General features: G+C 44.8%; 4 protein-coding genes. 2 read left to right on the top strand and 2 right to left on the bottom strand.

Annotation, left to right across the window (positions count from 1 at the left end):
* Positions 1 to 131: 131 nt before the first annotated feature.
* Positions 132 to 713: a xanthine phosphoribosyltransferase gene (locus tag FEFB_RS07920; RefSeq protein WP_047975708.1), complete on the bottom strand. Its 582-nt coding sequence runs from the start codon at positions 711 to 713 to the stop codon at positions 132 to 134.
* A 174-nt stretch (positions 714 to 887) separates the two neighbouring features.
* Between FEFB_RS07920 and FEFB_RS07915 the strand changes: the two genes are divergently transcribed.
* A complete protein-coding gene (locus FEFB_RS07915) occupies positions 888 to 1,607 on the top strand; it encodes a CPBP family intramembrane glutamic endopeptidase (RefSeq protein ID WP_161795118.1) in 720 nt (239 codons plus the stop codon).
* Positions 1,608 to 1,866: 259 nt separating this feature from the next.
* Here FEFB_RS07915 and FEFB_RS07910 read toward each other — a convergent pair whose 3' ends face one another.
* Positions 1,867 to 3,171 carry a nucleobase:cation symporter-2 family protein gene (locus tag FEFB_RS07910; RefSeq protein WP_047975706.1) on the bottom strand — a complete coding sequence of 435 codons (1,305 nt, stop codon included), beginning with the start codon at positions 3,169 to 3,171 and terminating at the stop codon, positions 1,867 to 1,869.
* A 448-nt stretch (positions 3,172 to 3,619) separates the two neighbouring features.
* Between FEFB_RS07910 and FEFB_RS09110 the strand changes: the two genes are divergently transcribed.
* Positions 3,620 to 3,748 carry a hypothetical protein gene (locus FEFB_RS09110; RefSeq protein WP_255360198.1) on the top strand — a complete coding sequence of 43 codons (129 nt, stop codon included), beginning with the start codon at positions 3,620 to 3,622 and terminating at the stop codon, positions 3,746 to 3,748.
* The last annotated feature ends 123 nt before the right edge of the window (positions 3,749 to 3,871 follow it).

The raw sequence follows: 3,871 nt of genomic DNA, 5'->3' as shown, positions 1-3,871 counted from the left end.
CCAGACGCCACTAGAAGTTTTTCGGAGTTGTTCGAATTAAACTTGTAATCTGCCATAAATAAAAGTAAGACCCCTAATTTCCATTCGAAATCAGGGGTCTTTTTGAATTGTGTTGAAATGAGGTGGAACTCTTAGTCCGCCTCTTCAAAAACGACTTGGCCGTTTTCAAAGGCGGCAATCTTAGCCAAAGAGTGGATGTTCGTTAAGCCGGCTTCGATGGCAGCTTGGCGACCAGGTTGGAATGACTTTTCAATCACAATGCCGGCGCCAACGATTGTAGCACCCGCATCATCGGCTAAGGCCTTCATACCGAGTAAGGCCTGGCCGTTGGCGAGGAAGTCGTCGATTAGTAAGACGTGGTCATCGGCCGATAAGAAGCGCTTATCGATTCTGATCTGGTTGGTGCTTTGCTTTGTGTATGAGTAGACGTCCGCGGTATAGGCATCGTCTGAGAGAATGCGGGACTTGGACTTGCGGGCAAAGACGACGGGGACATCAAGACTCAAGCCAGCCATCACAGCTGGGGCGATACCAGAGGCTTCAACCGTAATCACCTTGGTGATGCCCTGGTCTTTGAAGAGACGGGCAAATTCGGCACCCATGGCCTGCATCAACTTCGGATCAATTTGATGGTTTAAAAAGGAATCAACCTTCAAAATATCAGCGCCTAAGACGCGGCCGTCTTCTTTAATTCGTGCTTCTAATTCCTTCATGAGGACTCCTTTATTAAGACCGCTTACAAGCGGTAATCTAATTAATATTTTACCAAGGGTAAAAGCTTGCTACAAGGGCAAAAGTTGGCATTCATTAAGAGATATGGTACATTAAAAACTAATGAAACGAGGATTATGTCGATGCCAAATCAGCAAGACAAGCTCATCAGGTGGATGAGGCTTAGCAAAACCTTTCTATTAAATCTAGCTGCCTTTTTAGGCTTCTTCGCCCTTGAATATGCGGCGATGGTCTTTATTCAGGGTTCAGTTTATTTTTCCGGTCAGCACCGTTATGGGCTGTTGGTACTTGGCCTTGGTTTGGCGTATTGCTTTGTGCGCTTTGGCCTGCAGGCCATTAAAGATAATAAGGCTAAGTTATCTTTTTCTTTGAAGAAAATTGCCTGGCCAACCAAATCAGAATTTGGAACAATTATTGCGGTCTACCTGTTAGGTTGGTCGGGGATGGTCATCTGGAACGAAATTGAAATTTTGTTCTTTTATAAGTTGACCCACGGGACAACGGAAAACCAGTCGGCGATTGATAACATCATGCAGGCTGGCGGCCACTATTCATTGGTCATGTTTTCGTTGATTATTGTTTTCTTAGGACCGGTGATGGAAGAAATCCTGTTCCGCGGACTCTTCTTCCGTTATTTCAAATCGGTGAAGTTCCCTTGGTTGGTCGTCGTGCTGTCGGCTTTGTCCTTTGGCCTTTATCACCTGAGCTCTTACACTTGGGTATCGCTCTTGGATCTGCCACCGTACGCGATTATCGGATTCTCGCTGGCTTATGTTTACAAGAAAACGGACAAATTATCATCATCGATTATCATGCACGTTTTCCACAATGGTTGGATCCAAGTTATCTCGATTATCACCTTGCTCCAACACTGATTTTATCTTCTATTAATTAGGCCTGCTTAATCGCAGGCCTTTTTTCGTGGATTAAAGAGTAGGTGGGTCGACGGTTAAGCATAAGCAACAATTGGACGGCCGGTTAAAGAGCAGATGAACCGGCAGTTAAACAAGTAGGTGATCGCTTGCCAAATCCGTGTGGAAAAATAAAAAAATCTGTTGTTCTTTTACCCAGGTCGATCATCAGCGAGACTGATTTTTCAGCTGGGAGAACAGCAGATTTTTTAGCTGGATGAACTTAAGCGTTAACGTCTTGATCAGCCTTTGGCCAGCCGTTCAAGAGCAAGTTTAGGATCACGGCAACAACGGTCGTCATGACAACGCCATTGGTCATCACCATTTGCAATTGCTCTGGCAAGTGAGCCAAGAGGGTTGGGACTGAGCTAATGCCTAAGCCAGCAGCGATTGACAAGCCAGCAGTCAAGAGGTTACCTTCCTTGTTTAAGTCGACCTTACCAAGAATTTGCAAACCTTGGATGGCAATCGTTGAGAACATGACCATCATGGCGCCACCCAAGACGGCTGAAGGGATGATGGTGGCCAAGGCACCAAACTTTGGCAAGAGCCCTAAGACCAAAAGCAAGCAAGCGGCATAGTAAATGGGTTGCTTGGTCTTTACACCTGAAAGGCGAACAACGGCCACGTTTTGTGAGAAGGTTGAGTAGGGGAAGGTATTGAAAATTCCAGAAAGAACAACGGCCAAACCTTCGGCACGGTAACCACGGGCCAAGTCCTTTTGTTCTAATTTCTTACCAGTCAAATCAGCCAAGGCAAAGTAAACACCAGTGGCTTCGACCATGGCAGTCAAGACAATGATGATCATCGTCAATGAGGCAGACCATGAGAAAGTTGGTGTTCCCAAGAAGAATGGTTGGGGAAGGTGGAACCAGGCAGCATCAGCAACCGGCGTCAATGACACGCGGCCAAGGGCGGCTGCGAAGAGGGTTCCCAAAATAATCCCCATTAAGACGGCAATGGCCTTCAAAAAGCCCTTGGCGAACTTCATCAACAATAATGTCAAAACGATAGTCACAAAACCAATCACGAGGTTTTGCCATTCACCAAACGACTTAGCCGTTAAGCTGCCACCACCCCAGTTTTGGAGGGCGATCGGAATTAAGCTTAAACCAATGACGGTAATCAATGAACCAGTCACGACTGGTGGGAAGAAGGCGCGGAGGCGAGCAAAGGTCCCGGAAATCAAAATGACGAAGAGACCAGCCACAATTGTGGCGCCGTACATTGCACCCCAGCCGAGGCTTGAGCCAATGTTAATCAATGGTGATACTGCTTGGATTGATGAGCCCAAAACAACGGGTAAAGCAATACCAGTGATTGGCGTTTGCTTCAATTGGAAGAGCGTTGCCAAACCAGTACAGAAAATATCAACTGAAATCAAGTAAGCCAGTTGCGTACTATTGAAGTGCAGGGCCGTCCCAATCAACAGTGGTACTAGGATGGAGCCGGCGTACATAGCCAGCACGTGTTGCAACCCTAAGAGTAGGGCCTGAAACTTTGGAAGGGGGTGGTTGGGTGTTTCCATGAGATCTCCTGTGCTTGACCAACCATCCTTGGTTGGCCAAAAGTTATGATAAAAAACAAAAAATATCGGAGTAGTCTCATCCCACAGACAACAAAAAAAGCACGCAGTACCCAAGCGTGCTCAAAAAACCCTTGGTGATAGTCGCCCTTTTTGCCGGGCGGTAGAGACTTGGCTAGCATTAAAAGCCGGATATAACTCCAATACGGTACCAATATTATAGCAGGTATGAACTTGAAAAGATACAAATACCATTGGAATGGTCGGAAAATCAGGCAAATAATGAAATTAGCTGGAAGGATGGCCATTATCCGGCACAACGGACACTGTAACTTTGTTGTTATATTTGACAAAAAACGGTAAAATATTTTTAGAATTATTTTTAACTTCTGTACCAACAATTGTTGATAAAAATCAATCTATATTAGATAATTAAAAGAGGGGGGAGAAGATGAAGGATGATGATAAATATTATAGTAGATTTTTAATTGAACTAATCGTTGTGGTGGCTGTCATGCTTATCAGTGCAGTCTTCTTTGCACTAGCCCTCGCCACCTATTGGTTTTGGCAGATTCTATAATTAATTCGAACGAGAAAATTTAAAATAAAAACCCAAAGAATTTCTTTACAATGGTAGTTGATTAGACCAACCAAAAGGAGAAATTCTTTGAGCCATTTAATTTTATCATCTTATGACCGTGGT

It is taken from the genome of Fructobacillus sp. EFB-N1, from assembly GCF_001038455.1.
Lineage (GTDB): Bacteria > Bacillota > Bacilli > Lactobacillales > Lactobacillaceae > Fructobacillus > Fructobacillus cardui.
This window is presented reverse-complemented; position numbering and strand designations above follow the sequence as displayed.

Excerpts from the sequence above, each read along its gene's own strand:
- FEFB_RS07920 (WP_047975708.1), bottom strand. The coding sequence starts at position 713 with ATGAAGGAATTAGAAGCACGAATTAAAGAAGACGGCCGCGTCTTAGGC.
- FEFB_RS07915 (WP_161795118.1), top strand. The coding sequence starts at position 888 with ATGAGGCTTAGCAAAACCTTTCTATTAAATCTAGCTGCCTTTTTAGGC.
- FEFB_RS07910 (WP_047975706.1), bottom strand. The coding sequence starts at position 3,171 with ATGGAAACACCCAACCACCCCCTTCCAAAGTTTCAGGCCCTACTCTTA.
- FEFB_RS09110 (WP_255360198.1), top strand. The coding sequence starts at position 3,620 with ATGAAGGATGATGATAAATATTATAGTAGATTTTTAATTGAACTAATC.